The 15,829-nt window shown below is 40.3% G+C and carries 9 protein-coding genes; all 9 read left to right on the forward strand.

Translation table 11 applies throughout. From position 1 onward, the window contains the following. Positions 1-61 precede the first annotated feature (61 nt). The 9 genes from FGD67_RS13420 (at position 62) to tldD (ending at position 15,737) form a co-directional block, all read left to right on the forward strand. On the forward strand, positions 62-4,519 hold the full coding sequence (locus tag FGD67_RS13420; protein WP_257171645.1) for a DUF6701 domain-containing protein: 4,458 nt from the start codon (positions 62-64) through the stop codon (positions 4,517-4,519). A 250-nt stretch (positions 4,520-4,769) separates the two neighbouring features. After that, positions 4,770-5,813, forward strand: a complete 1,044-nt coding sequence (locus FGD67_RS13425; RefSeq protein WP_077283870.1) for a rod shape-determining protein — start codon at positions 4,770-4,772, stop codon at positions 5,811-5,813. Between the two features lie 15 nt (positions 5,814-5,828). Continuing rightward, positions 5,829-6,710 (forward strand): rod shape-determining protein MreC, encoded by an 882-nt coding sequence (gene mreC, locus FGD67_RS13430; RefSeq protein ID WP_257171646.1) that lies wholly within the window; start codon positions 5,829-5,831, stop codon positions 6,708-6,710. Then, a complete protein-coding gene (gene mreD / locus FGD67_RS13435) occupies positions 6,707-7,186 on the forward strand; it encodes a rod shape-determining protein MreD (RefSeq protein WP_077283866.1) in 480 nt (159 codons plus the stop codon). Before mreC ends, mreD begins: the two co-directional genes overlap by 4 nt. 1 nt (position 7,187) lies before the next feature. Continuing rightward, complete coding sequence (locus FGD67_RS13440; protein ID WP_257171647.1) at positions 7,188-7,775, forward strand: nucleoside triphosphate pyrophosphatase; 588 nt, start codon at positions 7,188-7,190, stop codon at positions 7,773-7,775. A 12-nt stretch (positions 7,776-7,787) separates the two neighbouring features. Then, the gene (gene rng, locus FGD67_RS13445; protein WP_257171648.1) at positions 7,788-9,251 is read left to right on the forward strand and encodes a ribonuclease G; all 1,464 of its coding nucleotides are present in this window, start codon (positions 7,788-7,790) and stop codon (positions 9,249-9,251) included. Between the two features lie 44 nt (positions 9,252-9,295). Next, positions 9,296-13,438 carry a YhdP family protein gene (locus tag FGD67_RS13450; protein WP_257171649.1) on the forward strand — a complete coding sequence of 1,381 codons (4,143 nt, stop codon included), beginning with the start codon at positions 9,296-9,298 and terminating at the stop codon, positions 13,436-13,438. 9 nt (positions 13,439-13,447) lie between these two features. Continuing rightward, positions 13,448-14,296 (forward strand): carbon-nitrogen hydrolase family protein, encoded by an 849-nt coding sequence (locus FGD67_RS13455; RefSeq protein ID WP_306556753.1) that lies wholly within the window; start codon positions 13,448-13,450, stop codon positions 14,294-14,296. Further along, positions 14,289-15,737: a metalloprotease TldD gene (tldD, locus tag FGD67_RS13460; protein ID WP_257171650.1), complete on the forward strand. Its 1,449-nt coding sequence runs from the start codon at positions 14,289-14,291 to the stop codon at positions 15,735-15,737. The genes FGD67_RS13455 and tldD overlap by 8 nt, the downstream gene beginning before the upstream one ends. The last annotated feature ends 92 nt before the right edge of the window (positions 15,738-15,829 follow it).

The raw sequence follows: 15,829 nt of genomic DNA on the forward strand, positions 1-15,829 counted from the left end.
AACAATTAGTGCTGATATCAATCAACATGCTAGTAAAGTATTAAGATAGAAGGTTGTTATTATGTGTAAATTTAAATATTTTACTGCTTTGTTTATGCTGATTTATAGCGCTTTTTCAGCTCCTGTTTTGGCCGCTGAATGTCAAGCTGTATTTCCTGATGTTATTGCTTCTCATGGTGCTAGCGCAAACACCAGTAGTGTTGATTTTGGTTACAATGCACGCCTTACCAATAACCCTGATACCGTATTGTCGACTTTTCAAATTAGTCATAACTTAGGTTCGAACATTAACAGTTGTTCGACGGCTAATTGCATGGCTTCTGGTCAAGCTTCACCAGAGGTTAATGCCGATTTTTTACGCGGTAGTGGCACCATTGACTATAGTCCACCGAGCAATCAAATAACGACTTTTGGCACCACAAGTGTCAATAATTATGATCAAATAACCGCTAACTCCGATGCAGTACTTAATTTTAGTGCTAACCATGATGTTTATTTTTTTGAGAACTTATCTTTAGGCTTTAACAACACACTTAACTTGTCTGCAGGAAAAACCTATTATTTTGGTCAATTTTCGGTAGCGTCAAGTGTTGAAATCAACGTCGTCGGTGCGGGCACCGCCGTTGTTTATATTGACTCAGGAGTATTATTTACTGCCGCAACTATGGTTAACTCAAGCGGTAAAAATATATCCGGTGATGTAAGTAAACTCGTGATGCATGTTAATGGGGATGTAACGCTAAATAGCGGAGTGACCTTTTCAGGCGCTCTGTATGCTAAGGATATTACTTTTACATCGGCAAGTTTCTTACATGGGGTGACCTCAGGAGAGAAGTTTACCGTAAACTCTGACTCTATTTTGACTTACGATAGCGATGTTTTTACGGCTGATTTTGGTGAGTTTTGTCAGAAAGATATTCCTGTTACCGCCATTGCTAACTTTAAGTTCGACGAAAGAGAATATGCTAATGTTGCTGGCGAAGTTAAAGACAGTATTGGCGAGTTTCATAGTACAGCGCGATCAGCACAAACGGTAGAAGGTAAGGTGTGTCAAGCACTTGATTTATCTACAACAGGTACTCAAGATTATGTCGTACTTGATAAAGATGTTTTGCATAATAAAAGCGAGTTTAGTATTTCACTTTGGCTGAAAACGGCTAAAACTAGTACTCAGAGTATTCTATCTGGCGCCACATCAGGCAGCCATAATGAACTATTGATGTGGTTTACGCGTGACACAAGCTTTAGGCCATATCTAAAAGATAGGCCGATTAGCACTTTAACTACCTCTTCGATTGCAGGAGACACTTGGCGTCACCTAGTTTGGACACATGGTGATAATCAGAGTTGTCTATTTATTGATAGTATTGCTCAAGGGTGTATAGCTTTAACAACAAGCCCGCGGAGTGTAGAAAGTCTGATTCTGGGGCAAGAGCAGGATAGTGTTGGTAATCGTTTTGATTCTTCCCAGGCTTTTAATGGCCTAATGGATGAGCTGGTTATTTTTGATGGTGTTATTGGCCAAACACAAATTAATCAAATATATAATTATCAAAGTAACGGTTTAGATCTTGATGGCGAACCTATTATTTGTGACAGTGAATTGATTGCGCAATTTTCAATGGAATCGTTATCATGGAATGGATCTACCGATGAAGTTATTGATGAAACAGGTAATTTTAATGGCCAAGCGTTTAATGGCCTTACTACTAATAGCGCAACCTCAGCGCTAACGGGTAATCCTGGTACTTGTAGCTATGGAGAATTTGATGGCATTGATGACTATATTCAAATTGACGATGATGGTACGAGTGACTTTCCCTTAGATTTACAAAAAACATTAACGGTAAGTGTTTGGATAAATCCCAAATCATTACCAAGCTCTGGCCTAAAAACTATTGTTTCGAAAGATGAGAACTACGAATTTCACCTGCAACCTTCAGGTGAAATTAACTGGTGGTGGCAAACATCGTCTTTTTCTACATCGGGTGCCGGTATTACAGCGGGTAACTGGTATCACGTTGCCATAACTTATGAAAGTGGTAAGCAAGTAATCTATATTAACGGTGTTGAAAAAGGATCTAGCGCGGTAACGGGGGACTTAATATTAAACAATGACCCCTTACAAATAGGGCAAGATCAGCGTATTTCTAGTCGATTCTTCTCAGGGTTGATTGATGAAGTGCATATTTTTAAAGGCGCGTTAAGTGCTGCTGAAATCAATAAGATTTATGCTAAAAGACACCCTTGCGCGGAGCCCATTATTCATCACTATGAAATTGTGCATGATGGTAATGGTTTAACTTGTGCCGCTGAGCAAATCACCATCAAAGCTTGCACTAATAGCGAATGTGCAAGTAATAGTGATTTAAGTACCGAAGCGGTGAGCTTAAACTTTACTGTCATTAGTCCAACTGATGGGCGTATTATTAAAGCATCACCAACCTTTACAGGCAGTACAAGCTTTACGTTTAATCATACCACCGCAGAAACATTAACTTTATCAGTTGACGATGCAAGCGTGAATGCCAGTCATGCTTTTGAGTGTTCAGGTGTCGGTGATAGCTGTAACATGGGCTTTGAAAACGCTGGCTTTAGGTTTCTTTCTAGTAACGATAATAATGAGACTATTGCACATCAAATATCAGGTAAAGAATTTGCCGACACCCTGAAACTGCAAGCAGTTAAAAGTAATAACGGGGTGTGTGAAGGTTTATTTTCTGGTGATGTTACGATTAGCTTATCTCAAGAGAATATAACGCCAGATTTAAACTTTAACCCCGGCTTAGCTTTCCAAACGGGTGACAAGAATATTGCAAAATATCCACAATTTTCCAACGATGTTACCTTAGCTTTTGATGCTGAGAGTACTGCGACTATTGTAAAACCTCAGTATCTAGATGCTGGGCAAATTCGTTTACATGCAAAATATGCTAATGACGATATTGCTATTGTTGGCAGTTCAAATAGCTTTTGGGTAAAGCCAGACAAATTTGTGATTAACTCTACGGCCAGTTATAACGCCACTGCTGATAGCACTTTTGTTGCAGGCAAAGATTTTACTTTTCATGTTCGTGCCTTAAATGAGAACGGTGATATCACACAAAACTATCGACAAAGCGATGGAACACTAAAACTAAAGGTGACAAGAGTAGCGCCGACCCTTGCAGATACCGTCAATGGTCAGTTTACGTACCTCGATAACACAAGTATTGAAAGCGATACTGGTTTTCAGCCTGTGGTATTAACTAACTTTAGCGATGGCGATAAAGGGCAATCAGTATTTAATGGTGGGCGATATAATGAAGTTGGTGTTATTAATGTTGAGCTACAAGATAGTAATTATGGCGGTTTATCAGGTAGTCAAGGCTTAGTCAGTGCCGACAACCTTACGCTTGGGCGTTTTACTCCTGCTTACTTTAAGCAAACAGTCAATACTGCGGGTAGGCTTGATGCCTATCACAGTGATGCAGATTCAGGGCGCTGTGAAATAGCAAATTGGACTTATACCGGCCAACGCACAACTGACAACAAAGGCACTATTGGCTATAGCCTAACACCGAAAATAGCCATTACAGCTTTTAATGCACAAGACGAAATAACACAAAACTACACCTTAGGTGCGGCAGAAGGCTTTATGAGGTTGCTGGCAACAGGTGTTGATATTCCTTGGCCTGACCATGACGATGAGCAGCTTCGTGTTAATGATGAGGCGTTAAGTGCTGATGAAAATGCTGCAAACTTTGTTGAGATCACTGCGTTTATGGAGCCAGGTAAGCTAGAGTTTAGTGTTAATGATGAAGGCGCTTTAGTTGCCGGGCAAATGCTTTATACGTTTTCAGATAATGACCATTTTAGTTATGATCGGGATGAAACTAGTTTCTTAAAGCCATTTTCGGCAAAAATTCCTTTTGTACCCCAGCAAATTACCGATCAAGATGGCGTTACTTTACAAATCAATCCAGCCAGCAATGAAATAGCTGAAGCCGCTATTGAAAAGCTTGTCAGCACTGGTGTTGATATTCGTTTTGCTCGAATGGTGTTAGCAAATGCCTATGGCTCAGAAAATACACGTTTGCGAGTACCATTATCAATAGAGGTTTATAACGGCACCAACGGGAAATATGACAGTGAAAATTTTGCGATAAATTCCAATGAAAGTTGTTTAACTGCGAGTGTTGAGGATAAAAAATCAGGTACAAAATACTCAGGTAATATGAACATTTGGGATTATCGTCTCATTGATATTGAAACCGACAACATACAGGTTGCCGATACTGAGGCGAGTGTTAGTGGTGTTTTCATTGAAGGTGAGCAAAAACAATTATTTTTCAGTTCACCAACTAAGCAAGGAGTGCTGGACTTTGAATACCAAATGCCAGCATGGTTGCAATTTGATTGGCGCAATGAGGATGGCAAGAATGATGGTCCGTTCGATGCTAATCCAAGTGCTACATTAAGCTTTGGTCTTTACCGCGGCAACGACCGTATTATTTCATGGCGTGAAGTGGCCAATTAGTGTTGAGATGGCTTGAGTATTTTGTTGACCTGCCGCCTGTAAACGCTTGTTGATTTAATGAATAACAAAAAAACTGAATATTTCGCGATATTTTTATCAATCTAACAACACAAGCGCTATAGTCTGCGGTATGATAGCTTGTTAATAATACCAAATATCATTTGTCAGCTGATTTTAAGTTGGCAAATTTAGCACAATACTATTCTGGCAATTTGTTGCCTAGGTGATGTTTAAAGGACATTTCGACAATATGTTTAAGAAATTACGCGGCATGTTTTCTAACGATTTATCAATCGACTTAGGAACAGCAAATACCCTGATTTATGTGAAAGACCAAGGCATTGTTTTAAACGAGCCTTCTGTTGTTGCTATTCGACAAGATCGCAGTGGTGGCTCTAAAAGTGTAGCGGCTGTTGGTACAGCAGCTAAACAAATGTTAGGCCGTACGCCGGGCAATATCGAGGCAATTCGCCCGATGAAGGATGGCGTTATTGCTAACTTTTTTGTGACAGAAAAAATGTTGCAATACTTTATTAAACAAGTGCATAGCAATAACTTCTTACGTCCTAGCCCACGTGTTTTGGTTTGTGTTCCTTGTGGTTCAACACAGGTTGAACGTCGTGCCATTCGTGAATCAGCTTTGGGTGCAGGTGCACGTGAAGTTTACTTAATTGATGAGCCTATGGCAGCGGCAATTGGTGCGGGTATGCCAGTATCGGAAGCAACTGGATCAATGGTAGTTGATATTGGTGGTGGTACTACTGAAGTTGGCATTATTTCATTAAATGGTGTGGTTTATTCTTCGTCTGTGCGTATTGGTGGTGATAAGTTTGATGATGCTATTATTAACTATGTACGCCGCAATTTTGGTAGCCTGATTGGTGAAGCAACCGCTGAACGAATCAAGCATGAAATTGGCTCAGCTTATCCAGGTGAAGAATTAGTTGAAATTGAAGTACGCGGTCGCAACCTAGCTGAAGGTGTTCCTCGTAGCTTTACACTCAATAGCAATGAAATTTTAGAGGCACTACAAGAACCGTTAACCGGTATTGTTAGTGCTATTATGGTTGCACTTGAGCAATCACCACCTGAATTAGCAGCTGATATTTCAGAGCGCGGTATGATTCTAACTGGCGGTGGTGCTTTACTGAAAGATATTGATCGTTTATTAATGGAAGAGACTGGCATTCCTGTTGTGGTTGCTGATGATCCATTAACTTGTGTGGCACGTGGCGGTGGCAAGGCAATTGAAATGATTGATATGCACGGCGGCGATTTGTTCTCTTACGAATAATTAATAGTTCACGCAATGAATCCAATATTTAAGCATGGACCTTCCCCACAGCACCGACTTATTTTGGTGCTGTTTTGTTCTGGACTGTTAATATTTTTTGACCATAAAGCTAATAGCTTCGAGTTTGCTCGCGGCTATTTACAGTCTATGGTGAGCCCTCTGCAATACTTAGCAACAGCGCCTAAACAAATGATGAATTGGGCGGCAGAAAATATTGTTACTCGTCGTCAACTTATTGCCGATAACGAGCAATATAAAATCAATGAATTAGCTTTTCATGAACAAGCGTTACAATTACAGATTGTACAACGCGAAAATGATCGTTTAAGGGCCTTACTTGCGTCACCATTACGTGGTGATGCTAAAAAAATGGTTGCTGAAATTTTAGCGGTTGATAGTGACCCTTATACCCACCAAGTGGTCATTAATCGAGGGGCAAATGATGGCGTTTATGAAGGTCAAGCCGTTATTGATGATGAAGGTATTGTTGGTCAAATACTGCATGTAGGCACTACCAGTAGTCGTGTATTATTGATCACCGATGTAACTCATGCGGTACCGGTCAGAGTCAGCCGAAATGGCGTTCGCTTAATTGCGAGTGGGGTTGGGGTGATAGATACCTTAGGACATAACCATGTGCCGCATAGTGCTGATATTCGAGTTGATGATATGTTAGTTACGTCAGGCTTAGGCGGTAAATTTCCAGAAGGTTATCCCGTGGCAAAAGTGACTTCTGTGTTGCAAGATGAATCACGTGCTTTTTCTCAAATTCAAAGTCAACCTGTCGCGAAAATAGATCGCTTACGTTATGTTTTATTGTTATGGCCAGAGCAAAGCAACTTGCAAGCAACTAAAAATATAGTGCTAAAACCAGATGACAAGGCTAAAAATAAATGACCATTGCTAGTCGCTTGATTATTCTATTAACTTTTTTAGTCGCTTTAATGGCAAGTATTATGCCTTTGCCTTTGAGTGTTGATGCTTTTCGACCTGACTGGGTACTGATTGTGCTACTTTACTGGTGCTTGGCGTTACCAAACCGAGTAAATGTTATATCAGCGGGGGTGATGGGCTTTATTCTTGATGTTTTATTAGGTTCAACCTTAGGTGTTCATGCTGCAGCAATGGCTATTTCTGTTTATATTGTGGCAGGAAATTTTCAAAAAATACGCAACTTTTCTATTTGGCAGCAAGCATTAATTGTTGGTGTGTTGTCGGCGCTGTATCATTTAATAGTATTTTGGCTGCAACGCTTTCTAACTGATGCGGTATTTTTGCCGAGTTATTTATACCCCGTTCTTACCACAATTATATTGTGGCCTTGGGTATTTTTATTATTACGTAAAATAAGACGAAACTTTCGAATCAAATAACATGTCTAATACCCTGATTTTGGCGTCACAATCACCACGCCGTAAAGAATTACTAAAACAACTTGGTTATGATTTCACTTGTGTACCTGCCGATATCGATGAAAGCGTACTGTCGAGTGAATCTCCTGAGCAATATGTTGCTCGTTTGGCGTTAGCAAAAGCGCAGGCTATTGCTATTAAACATCATGATGATGTGGTGGTACTTGGTTCAGATACGAGTGTGGTATTTGGGCAGCATATTTTAGGTAAGCCTGAATCTTTATCTGATTGTCATACTATGTTGGCTATGTTATCAGGCAATACTCATGAAGTGGTTACCGCAATTGCTGGGGTTAAAGGTCAACGATTTGAGGTTGTTATAGTAAGTACAGAGGTAGATTTCAAAACCCTAAGTGAAAAAGAAATAACACACTACTGGCATACAGGTGAGCCGCAAGATAAAGCTGGCGCTTACGGTATTCAAGGCATTGCGGGTCAATTTGTTAAACAAATTCGTGGTAGCTATTCTGCTGTAGTTGGCTTGCCTTTATATGAAACAGCCCAGTTACTATCGACATTCGGTGTTAAGTCATCAATGACAACAGATTAAACAGGAATTGATATGAGCGGTGAATTACTTATCAATGTTACCCCAAGTGAAACACGGGTAGCGTTAATCGAAAATGGTTCACTACAAGAAGTGCATGTTGAGCGTGAAGCTCGTCGTGGCTTAGTAGGAAATATCTACCTTGGTAAGATTATTCGGGTACTACCCGGCATGCAAGCCGCTTTTGTTGATATTAATTTAGGCAAAGCGGCTTTTTTACATGCCTCGGATATTAATTCTAAATTGATTTTAAAAGTAGACAGTAATAGTGAACAAGTACCTGATATTCGCAATTTGGTGCATGAAGGGCAATATATTGTTGTCCAGGTTGTTAAAGACCCTATGGGCACGAAAGGCGCCCGTTTAACTACAGATATTACTGTCGCAGCACGCTTTTTAGTGTTGATGCCCAATGCCAGTCACGCTGGAATATCGCAACGTATTGAAGACCCGAAAGAGCGCAACCGTTTAAAATCTATTGTTACGCCATACTGCGGAGAAGATCATGGCTTTATTGTCCGTACTGCCGCAGAAGGTGCTGGTATTGAAGAATTGCAGCACGATGCCGAGTTTTTGCGCCGTGTGTGGGCAAAAGTGATCGAGCGCAAAGAGCGCAAACAAACCAAAGATCCTATTTATCAAGATTTATCATTAGCCTTTCGAGTGCTACGTGATTTTGTTGGTGTTTCACTTGAACGTATTCGTATTGATTCTAAGCTAACTTATGAGCAATTAGTTGAATTTACCAGTGAATTTGTACCGAACTTAGCGCCAGTATTGGAATACTATCCCGGCGAGCGGCCAATATTTGACTTATTTGATGTGGAAAGTGAAATCCAACGTTCTTTGCACCGTAGAATTGAGTTGAAGTCGGGGGGCTACCTGATCATAGATCAAACAGAAGCTATGACCACGATTGATATTAATACCGGTGCTTTTGTTGGTCACAGAAATTTAGAAGAGACCATATTTAATACCAATATTGAAGCGACGCAGGCGATTGCTCGACAGCTTAGATTAAGAAACCTTGGTGGTATTATCATCGTTGATTTTATCGACATGAACGAGAAAGAGCATCAACGCCGAGTACTACATAGCTTAGATGTGGCTATGGCTAAAGATAATGTTAAATACAGCTTGTCAGGATTTTCAGCGTTAGGGCTTGTTGAAATGACGCGTAAACGCACGCGTGAAAGCTTAGAACATATTCTCTGTGGCGAGTGCGAAGTTTGTCATGGTCGAGGCTATGTTAAAACGGTTGAGACGGTCTGTTTTGAAATTTTACGAGAAATTGTCCGCGTTAACCGTGCATACGATGCCGATAAATTTATTGTTTATGCTTCGTCATCGGTGAGTGAATCATTAATAAACGATGAGTATCATAATCTTGCTGAGCTTGAGGTTTTCATTGGTAAGCAGATTAAAGTACAGACAGAAAACATGTATAATCAAGAGCAGTTTGATGTTGTTATGATGTAGTGTCCTATATTTATGAATAATGTAAGTGTCTTGGTAAAATATTAATGAGTGTTTCCACGGTATTAAATCGCTGGCTTAAGCGCCTTTATAAACTGTTAGCAATATTGCTAGTGGTGTTTGCCGTGTTGATTAGTACCTTGCGCTTATTTCTACCTTATGCGCATAATTATCGCCAAAATGTCGAAGATTACATAAATACCACCTACAACAGTAATATTTCTATTGGTTCCCTAAGCATGGGCTGGCAAACATCGGGGCCGACTCTGATCACCCGACAAGTCGAGCTTTCCTCCCTCGGTGATAATAAAATATACATTGATAGCCTAGAAGTTGAATTGGATTTTTGGCGCAGTGTACGCTCAAGACAATTAGTGACTAAAGACTTTGTTATTTCCGGCGCTGAATTAACGTTTGAGCAGGATGCGCTGGCTAATTCTGCGGAAGAAGTCAGTGATAATGATGAATCTGATGAGAGCTTATTAGACTCGCTTTCTACTATTTTATTAGATCAAATTTCTCGCTTTTCAATTCGTGATAGCCATGTACTTTATCGTTCCATTGCCGGAGATCGAGCGTTTACCATTAATGAAATGTTTTGGCTCAATGACAATGATCGTCATCAAGCCAATGGAACGGTCATTGTTGATGGCTTAAGCTCTAATAATTTAAAAGTATTATTAGACTTTAAAGGTCAAAGCTTTGATAACCTCAGTGGACAAGCTTACCTTGAAGCGAATGAAATCGATATAACACCTTGGTTAGGGCGAGTATTAGCGATCAAGGATGCCAATACGCATTCGGCGATTAACTTTAATGCTTGGCTGAATATTAGTGCGGGTGAAGCCGAATTTATTCAGTTAGCGTTAGGTAATAACAAAATTACTTGGCAGCATCTTGATAAAGTACAAAGTTTTGAAGTTATCGGTGGTGATGTCGAAATAAAAACCTTGGGTGAATTGCAGTTTAACGTTGCCACATCAGCATTAACCATTAAAAGAAATGGCATTGAGACTAATCGACTATCACTATTGGCCAATGTTGACGGTGATAACGTTAACGGTTATATCAGTGCCTTAGAGTTAGCCAGTTTTACTGGTATATCACCGTTATTACTGAATGACGTTGCGCTAGAAAGCTTATTACTTGATCTTGCTGCTGTTGGTCGCGTTGAAGATATTCATTTTCGTACTAGCGCCGATGATTTAGCGATAACCGCAGAATTTAGCAACGTTAATAGTCACTTTAGCCATGGCATTCCTGGTATTGATAATGTTAGTGGCGAATTGGTTTATTTAAATAATCAGCTGCAAATATCATTAAATGCTGTTGATGGCGCGCTTAATTTTGATAAACACTTTAAATATCCTATTCCTTATACACGCTTAAGTAGCCAGATTAATGCGCAGTTTTTTGCCGATGATTGGCAGCTCTTGGTTGATAATATTGAGTTTAGCTCTCCAGAGTTGAACTTAACTGCCGATGTTAAGGTTGAAAGTATAAAAGATCAGCCGATTACGATGTCATTATTAGCTAGTGTGAGTGATGGCAATGCCAAGTATGCTGAGTATTATTATCCACATTTACTGATGGGGCCGGGACTTGTCGGTTACTTAAATGGTGCCATTGTTGATGGTAAGGTTAATCAGGCTTTGGTGCTGTTTAATGGGCCATTACAAAACTTTCCATTTGATCATCACGAAGGTGTGTTTGTTGTTGATGCTGAATTATCAGAAAGTACGTTTAAATTTGATCCTGAATGGCCGGCAATCAATAATTTTTCAGCCAATTTAAACTTTACTAATAATAGTATGCTAATAACAGGGCGAGCAGGTCAGTTATCAGGTATTGATGTTAGCGGAGTTGAAGCCGCGATTGCGAGCCTATCTGATGGTCAAGTATTAACGGTCGATGCTGATTTTACCAATGTGCAACCACAGCAGGTGAGTCAATTGATGGACGCTAGTCCAATGCAAAATTCCATTGGCGTGACATTAGAGCAAGTGCTTATTTCAGACCCTATTAGTGGTGACTTTTCGTTAACCTTACCGTTAAACGATCTTGATGCCGTTGTTGCAAAGGGCCATGTTGACTTTAAAAATAATCGCTTAGCGCTACAAGCGCCACGTATGGATTTTAGCCAAGTAAACGGTCACTTGGATTATGCTAATGATGTCCTAACAGCCTCTAATGTTGAGATGGATTGGCGTGGTTTGCCGTTAACACTTAATGTGCAAGCTAAGCAAAAGTCAGAGTTTTATAACGTCAATATTGAAACATTAGCTCAATGGCAAGCTAGCCAGTGGCATGCGCAATTACCTCATGATTTGGTAAAATATGCCCAAGGGCCCTTAGCTTGGCAAGGCTTACTAGCGCTTAATATCAGTGATGATAAATTTACTTATGATTACCAAATTAACTCAAAGTTAAATGAATTAACCTTAGCGTTACCCGCACCATTTAGTAAAAATGCTGCAGAGCAAGTTGCGGTCAGTATTCATGCTTTTGGTGATGAATTTAATAGCACAATAAGTGCTGATATTGGCGAAAAAGTTGACTTTTATGGCTTGCTTGACCATCAGCAAACGCATTTCTCGCTGGCACACTTAGTGCTAGGTAAGCAGCAGTTGTGGTTACCGACGACGGGCTTTCATATTACAGCTGATCTAGCACAAGCTAACTATGAGCAATGGCAACCTCTAGTATTGGATATTCTCGCTTCGCTTGAAGCAGAGCCTGTTGCTGTAAATACATCGGCAGCGACTTTAGCTTCAAGCACAAGTGAGTCGAGTTTATTAAGCACGCCAGATAAAATACATGGCAAAATCGATAATTTATCTGTCTATGGTGAAAACTTTCAGCAGGTGGATTTTAATTTTGCAGCTGAGCCAAATTGGTGGTTACTTAATGTTAACGCTAAAGAGTTAAGAGGCTCCGCTAAATTTTATCCCGATTGGCATCAACAAGGCATAGATATCGATGCTGATTTTATGCATTTAAATAATGTTGATGGTACGTCGCCTAAAGAGGTGGTAAGTGAAAATGATCCCGGCTCAGAAATAACAATTGCTCAGGCTAAAAACATAGCCAGTGAACAAGCAATTTCAACTACTGAAGATGATGACGTAGAAGCTACTCGACATATAGAAAAAACCGATGCAGATAATACTGAGCTTGCTGTCGATACCATGATTGAAAAGCCGACACCTTTGATGATTGATCATGTGAGTAATGCTGAAATTTTTGCTGCTATGCCTCCGCTAAAAGTCAAATGTGCGAGTTGCCGATATGGTGATTATGATTTCGGAGCAGTAGCCTTTACGCTCGAACGTGAAGATGTAAATACACTGCTATTGAATAAATTTACTGCCAAGCGTGGTAAAACCCAAATGGCCTTTGATGCCCGATGGCAGCAAGACAATGATAGTTCAAATACTCGTATCACGGGTACATTGAATACTAATAGTGTTGCTCGTGAGGTAGAAAATATCGGCTATGCTTCAATTATTAGAGATAGTGGTATTGCCATGAAGTATGATGTTGTTTGGCAAGGGGGCCCACATGACTTTGCACTATCTACCTTTGATGGTCAGCTTTCGGCAAAGCTTGATGATGGCTATTTAGCTGATGTTGATGATAAAGGTGTACGTATTTTATCGTTGTTAAGTTTGCAGTCATTAGTGCGTAAGCTTAGTTTCGATTTTAGAGATATTTTTAGTGATGGTATGTTTTATAGTGAATTAGCGGGGACTTTTACTATGAAAAACGGCGTGGTATACACGGATAATGTCTTGATGAAAGGTACCGCTGGAGATTTAACGATTGTCGGCAATACCAACTTAAATAATGGTGACCTTGACTATCGCATGTCATATAAGCCTAATTTAACCTCTAGCCTACCTGTATTGGCGTGGATTGCGACATTAAATCCAGTAACATTTTTAGCGGGTATGGCTCTCGATGAAGTGATCACGTCAACGGTTATCGCTGAAATTAATTTTGAAGTGACAGGGAATTTAGATGAGCCGACATTTAAACAAGTCAGCCGAAAAAATAAAAACATCAGTGTTGGCCGTTCATCACCACCCAAAATTGTTGACTCAACGCCAGATAATAGCCCTGATACTACCGCCCCAGTGCCTGAAGGGCCAATAAAACCAGCACCGATAATAGATAACTTTGATGGTTAATAATCAATAATGGTAAGTAAAACAATGCAACTTTGTGCAATACAAATGACCTCCAGCACCAATGTTGCTGACAATATTGCTGATATTGAACAGCAGTTAGCAAGCTTGGCATATGATCAACAACAATTGGTATTATTACCAGAATGTTGTTTGTTTTTTGGTGGTAAAGACCAACAACAGCTAGCGTTAGCGCGTGAAAATAAAGAAACTCAACAGTTGAAAATACAACTGGCTGAGCTTGCTAAGCGCTTTAATGTGTTTCTTGTGGCTGGTAGTATTCCTGTGCTAGCAAATGAAGATGATAAATTTACCAATAGCTGTTTCGTTTTTTCGCCACAGGGTATAGAGCTTGGTGATTATGATAAGCTTCATTTGTTTGATGTTACCGTTGAAGACAGTGAAAAAAATTACTGTGAATCGCGTTATGCGCAAGCCGGTGATCGTGTTAGCGTAGTTGATGTTGCGGGTGTTAATATTGGTTTATCGATTTGCTATGATTTGCGCTTTCCGGAATTATTTCGCCAGTTATGCCAGCAAGGGGCAAAAATTATTACCGTACCCAGTGCCTTCACTCGGGTAACAGGAGCGGCGCATTGGCAAACGTTATTACAAGCCCGCGCGATTGAAAATCAAGTCTATATTATTGCCGCTGGACAAGAAGGTGTGCATTTAAATGGCCGTGAAACTTGGGGCCACAGTATGATCATAAATCCTTGGGGTGAAATACTGGCTCGGCGTGATACCGGTAAAGGTATTATTTGTGCTGATTTTCAAGAACAAGAATTACTCAACGTGCGTAAAGCTATGCCTGTTGCTACTCATAATCGTTTTAAAAATAAGTTGATGTCGTATGAATAATGTTGAGCAAGAGCTCTTAGCTAATAGTGAAATAGAGCAAAGCATGTTAATGGATACGTTGGATAGCATGTTCCAACGTAAAGTAGATTTAGCAGATCTATATTTTCAATCGAGTAGTCATGAATCGTGGATGTTAGAAGACGGTATTGTTAAAGAAGGTTCTTTTAACCTTGAACGTGGTGTTGGTGTACGTGCGATATCAGGTGAAAAAACCGGTTTTGCTTATTCGGATGATATTTCTCCTGCGGCATTAAAAAAAGCGGCTGATGCTGCTAAAGGTATAGCCAATGCTGGGCAATCTGCGTGCGTGCAAGTATTTGATGGCAAAAAGATCCAGCAAAACCCCGCACTTTATCAAGCTAATGACCCATTGGCGAGTCTAGCACAAGAGCAAAAAATCACGTTACTACACGAAGTTGAAGCACATGCGAGAAGCGTTGATAAGCGTGTTAAACAAGTCATTGTTGGTTTATCAGGGGTTTATGAAAAAATATTAGTAGCCGCCAGTGATGGCACTTATGCTACAGATATCAGGCCATTAGTTCGGCTTAACTGCTCGGTATTAGTTGAAGAAAATGGCAAACGAGAGCGCGCAAGTGCGGGTGGTGGCGCACGTACAGATTACAGCTACTTCTTTGAGTTAGAATATAACAAACCTCGTTATCTCAGTTATGCTGAAGAAGCGGTTCGTCAGGCGTTAGTTAATTTAGTGGCGATTGATTCACCTGCTGGCTTATTGCCAGTGGTGTTGGGCGCTGGTTGGCCTGGTGTGTTACTACATGAAGCGGTTGGTCATGGTTTAGAAGGCGATTTTAATCGTAAAGGCTCATCAGCGTTTTCAGGTAAAGTTGGTCAGCAAGTCACCTCTGAGTTATGTACCATTGTTGATGATGGCACAATAGCTAACCGTCGCGGCTCTATCAGTATTGACGATGAAGGCACACCAGGACAGTACAACGTACTGATCGAAAAAGGTGTGCTTAAAGGTTATATGCAAGACAAGCATAATGCCGGCTTAATGGGCGTTAAACCCACCGGCAATGGTCGACGTGAATCGTATGCACATTTACCTATGCCGCGGATGACCAATACTTATATGTTAGCGGGTGAGCATAAGCCAGAAGATATTATTAAATCAGTAAAAAAAGGCATTTATGCACCAAATTTTGCTGGTGGCCAAGTGGATATTACTTCAGGTAAGTTTGTATTCACCAGTTCAGAAGCCTATTTAATTGAAAATGGTGAAATAACCTCACCGATCAAAGGTGCGACATTAATTGGTAGTGGTCCTGAAGCCATGCAAAAAGTCAGTATGGTTGGTAACGACTTGAAACTTGATGCAGGCGTTGGTGTTTGTGGTAAAGACGGCCAAAGCGTACCGGTTGGTGTGGGTCAACCGACCTTAAAAATTGATGAAATGACCGTTGGTGGTACGCAATAGTTAATAGCAAAAAATTAAGTGTTTTCCCTCTCAGCGTTTAAATTAAATGAGAGGAAAGAAACTTATGTTAATACCCAAACTCTTATTTCAGC

Source organism: Colwellia sp. M166, from assembly GCF_024585285.1.
Classification (GTDB): domain Bacteria; phylum Pseudomonadota; class Gammaproteobacteria; order Enterobacterales; family Alteromonadaceae; genus Cognaticolwellia.